At 43.8% G+C, this 3,808-nt stretch carries 4 protein-coding genes; all 4 read left to right on the top strand.

The window, feature by feature from the left end:
* Positions 1–399 precede the first annotated feature (399 nt).
* From VN429_RS06635 to hisB, 4 genes are read left to right on the top strand one after another with little or no spacing between them, the layout of a single operon-like run.
* Positions 400–1,602, top strand: coding sequence for a methionine adenosyltransferase (locus VN429_RS06635; protein WP_325631209.1), 1,203 nt, complete (start codon positions 400–402; stop codon positions 1,600–1,602).
* Positions 1,602–2,510: an ATP phosphoribosyltransferase gene (hisG, locus tag VN429_RS06640; RefSeq protein WP_325631211.1), complete on the top strand. Its 909-nt coding sequence runs from the start codon at positions 1,602–1,604 to the stop codon at positions 2,508–2,510. Before VN429_RS06635 ends, hisG begins: the two co-directional genes overlap by 1 nt.
* A gap of 2 nt (positions 2,511–2,512) precedes the next feature.
* A complete protein-coding gene (gene hisA / locus VN429_RS06645) occupies positions 2,513–3,223 on the top strand; it encodes a 1-(5-phosphoribosyl)-5-[(5-phosphoribosylamino)methylideneamino]imidazole-4-carboxamide isomerase (protein ID WP_325631213.1) in 711 nt (236 codons plus the stop codon).
* Complete coding sequence (gene hisB, locus VN429_RS06650; protein WP_325631215.1) at positions 3,220–3,801, top strand: imidazoleglycerol-phosphate dehydratase HisB; 582 nt, start codon at positions 3,220–3,222, stop codon at positions 3,799–3,801. Before hisA ends, hisB begins: the two co-directional genes overlap by 4 nt.
* Positions 3,802–3,808 lie beyond the last annotated feature (7 nt).

Here is a 3,808-nt window from a genome sequence, read left to right on the forward strand (position 1 = left end):
CTTCTGAACAGAAAAAGAGAATTTTTGAACTCGGATTTGGATCTGGTGATGGATTCGGTTTGTTTCTGGCAGAACAAGAACTCGCAGTATTTGGGATAAAAATATCTGAAACCGGGATTCCTGGAAAGTTTACACGATTTGAACTTTCACTTCCTGCAGAAATACTCAAACTTCAATAATTATCACATTTTTGGGGAATAAAGAACCCTCCTGCGGTCTACACATTCTAAAAGAATTTTATTGATCTTACATTAGGCCTTCGCGCCTTTTGACAAAGATCCTTAAACTTGAGTTCTCCCTTCATTGCCTGAGGTGAATCTATTATTTCCCTGAACACGAATGAGTACTCTATTCTGTACTGGTAAGCGGTCATATCGTTTACAAAATCAGAGGTTTGACATGAAACGAAACATTGCAATAGACATATTAAATCAGACCCCTCTTGAACAACAACAAATCGAACTGGTAGAACGAAAATGCCTCGGCCACCCGGACAGTATTGCAGATGGGATTGCTGAATCGATAAGCCAGGCTCTCTGCAGAAATTACATCGATCAGGTAGGTGGTGTTCTCCACCACAATACTGACCAGGGAGAAATCGTTGCCGGTGAATCACAGCCTGCCTTTGGTGGCGGTAAAATATTAAAACCGATCTTCATCCTCCTGGACGGTCGTGCAACAAAAGAGTTCAACGGTGAGAAGATTCCTGCAGAACCTATTGCACTTAAAGCGGCAAAGGATTACCTGCGTACAATTCTCCCAGAACTAGACTTTGACCGGGATGTAACAATGGATGTCCGTCTTGGAACCGGATCTACTGATCTGCGTGACGTGTTCAAACCCGAAGACGGGACTATTCCAAGAGCAAATGATACCTCATTTGGCGTATCGTTTGCACCATTCTCAGAGATAGAAACCTGTGTCCGCGAGATATCGTCATATATTGACAACACCCTCAGGCCAAAATACCCTGCATATGGTCAGGATATTAAAATCATGGGTCTGCGTCAAGGTGATGCAATTAAACTCACTCTATGTTGTGCAATGGTTGACCGTTATATATCGTCGCTATCTGAGTATGTAGACTACCGGTCAAAACTCCAGGAAGAGGCCACGAGAATTGCAAAACAGTGCACCAAAAGATCTGTCGAAGTCTCTATAAACACAGCAGATTGTGACAAAGAATGCAGTTTATTCCTGACAGTAACCGGAACATCAGCAGAGATGGGTGATGATGGATCTGTTGGTCGTGGAAACAGAGCTAACGGACTTATTACCCCTCACCGTCCGATGAGCATGGAAGCAACATCAGGAAAGAATCCAATCAACCATATTGGAAAGATTTACAACCTTCTCTCAAGTGATCTCGCTCATGAATGTGTGAAGAAGGTCGATGGTTTATCAGAAATTCAGGTCAGGCTTCTCTCACAGATTGGAATGCCAATTGACCAGCCTCTTATCGCGAGTGTGCAAATCATCCCAGAGACAGGAATCACCCTTAATGACATCGAGAAGGACGTGTATGAGATCATCGATTATGGTCTTGAAAACATCACCTCAATCACTGAACGCGTGATCAAGGGCGAATTAAAGACTTTCTAATGGATACAACCCTCGTGTCTAGCGACAAGGATAATCAGATAATAAGCCATGCTATTCGTCTGGCCATACCTAATAAAGGGCGGATAGCTGAGCCTATCCGTGATCTTATCGAAAAATCGGGTCTAGGTATCGTAGAAACCAGTGATCGTTCACTAATTGTCAAAACCAGAGATCCACACGTAGAGATACTGTACGCAAGACCAATTGATATTCCTGAATATGTCGCAACCGGAGTAGCTGATCTTGGGATCACCGGCCATGATATGGTAGTTGAACGTGGGTCTGATATAATAGAACTGCTGAACCTGGGCTTTGGGAGAGCCACAGTTGTTCTTGCAGTTCCAGAAAAGTCTACGTATAAAACGGTGACTGATCTTGAGGGAAAACGTGTATCTACTGAATTCCCAGCGATTACCAGGAAATTTTTTAAACAGAATGGAGTTAAACCGATCATAGTGCCTGTAGGGGGCGCTTGTGAAGCAACACCTCATCTTGGTATATCTGATGCTATCGTTGATCTCTCGAGTTCAGGAACCACACTTCGACAGAACCGCCTCGAAGTTATCGACAAGGTACTTGAAACCAGTACATTCCTAATTGCAAACAAACAATCCTGTTCATCCAAAAAAGAAAAAATAGATGAGGTACATCTTGCTCTTGAAAGCGTCATCAATGCAAGAGGCAAATGTTACCTGATGATGAATGTGGAGAGAACAGGCCTTGATCAGATCCGAGATATCATTCCAGGTTTAAGTGGTCCGACAGTGATGGAAGTAGCATCACGTCCGGATATGGTAGCAGTCCATGTTGTAGTGGATGAAGAAAAAGTATACCAACTAATCAATAAGGTCAAACAAGCTGGTGCCAGAGACATCCTTGTCATGTCAATAGAGCGATTGATCCATTAATCATGAAGGTATTTCCAGCGGTAGATATCCTTGGAGGAAACTGTGTACAGTTGGTCCAGGGTAAGAAGGATTCTGCAACAAGATATGGAGATCCACTTACGTTTGCAAAGTCCTGGATCTCTAAAGGAGCAGAAGCTCTACATATTGTAAACCTGGACGGGGCATTTGGCTCTTCTGAAGTTAATGCAGAAAAGATTAAAAGTGTAATCGAGGAAACAGGGGTCGAAATACAACTTGGCGGTGGAATCCGCTCACTCGATGATGCCCGATCCTGGCTCGACACCGGAGTCGACAGAATTATCATTAGCACCTTTGCAGTGAACAATCCTGATTGTCTCACCACCCTTTCTGACGAGTATGGTCATGACCGAATAATGGCAGGAGTAGATGCCAGACAAGGGCAGATCGTTGTAAACGGTTGGGAACGGCCTGCTGGAGATTACCTCAAATGGGCTGAACTCTTTATCACAAAAGGGGCAGGGTCACTCCTCTATACCAATGTAAATGTGGAGGGGCTATGTAAAGGAGTGGAGGCAGAACCGGTGAGACTGCTTACCAATAGAGTAACAGTCCCGATCATTGTCGCCGGAGGGATTACAAAACCTTCAGATGTTACCACATTAAGGGAGTGTGGTGCAGCAGGTATAGTCCTTGGATCTGGACTCTACTCCGGAAAGATTTCGCTTGAAGAGGCACTCAGGGCATCATCATGAGGACAGGATCAATTTCACGTGAGACCAAAGAGACAAAGATAAAAATTAATCTCAATCTTGACGGCAAAGGGATTTGCCAGATAGAAACCGGGATACCATTTTTTGATCATATGCTCGAATCATTTGGTCGGCATGGAAGGTTTGATCTTACAATCAGGTCAGAGGGAGATCTTAATGTCGGACCTCATCATACTGTTGAAGACATAGCCATAGTCCTTGGATCAACCTTAAGAGAAGCTATTGGAGAAGGCAGGGGCATTAGAAGATTTGCTCATGCTATTATCCCGATGGATGAAGCAAGGGTGATGGTCACAACTGATATCAGTGGTAGGCCGTACTGTGTATTTTCAGGAGTATTTAGTGGTCCAATAGAAGGAGTGCTGGAACCATATCTAATAGAACACTTCTTTACTACCCTTGCATCATCAGCACGCATTACGTTGCATCTGGAAGGTTCAGGTAGATCAGATCATCATCTATGTGAAGCGTTCTTCAAAGCATGTGGTATAACTCTTCACGAAGCTACCCGGATTACTGATCCAAATGGCAGCATACCAAGTACAAAAGGAATACTCTGATTTCCAT

The organism is Methanospirillum sp., from assembly GCF_035560735.1.
Taxonomy (GTDB): Archaea; Halobacteriota; Methanomicrobia; order Methanomicrobiales; family Methanospirillaceae; genus Methanospirillum.

Bases quoted from the DNA above. Each gene is read 5' to 3' on its own strand.
- VN429_RS06635 (WP_325631209.1), top strand. From the start codon at position 400: ATGAAACGAAACATTGCAATAGACATATTAAATCAGACCCCTCTTGAA.
- hisG (WP_325631211.1), top strand. From the start codon at position 1,602: ATGGATACAACCCTCGTGTCTAGCGACAAGGATAATCAGATAATAAGC.
- hisA (WP_325631213.1), top strand. From the start codon at position 2,513: ATGAAGGTATTTCCAGCGGTAGATATCCTTGGAGGAAACTGTGTACAG.
- hisB (WP_325631215.1), top strand. From the start codon at position 3,220: ATGAGGACAGGATCAATTTCACGTGAGACCAAAGAGACAAAGATAAAA.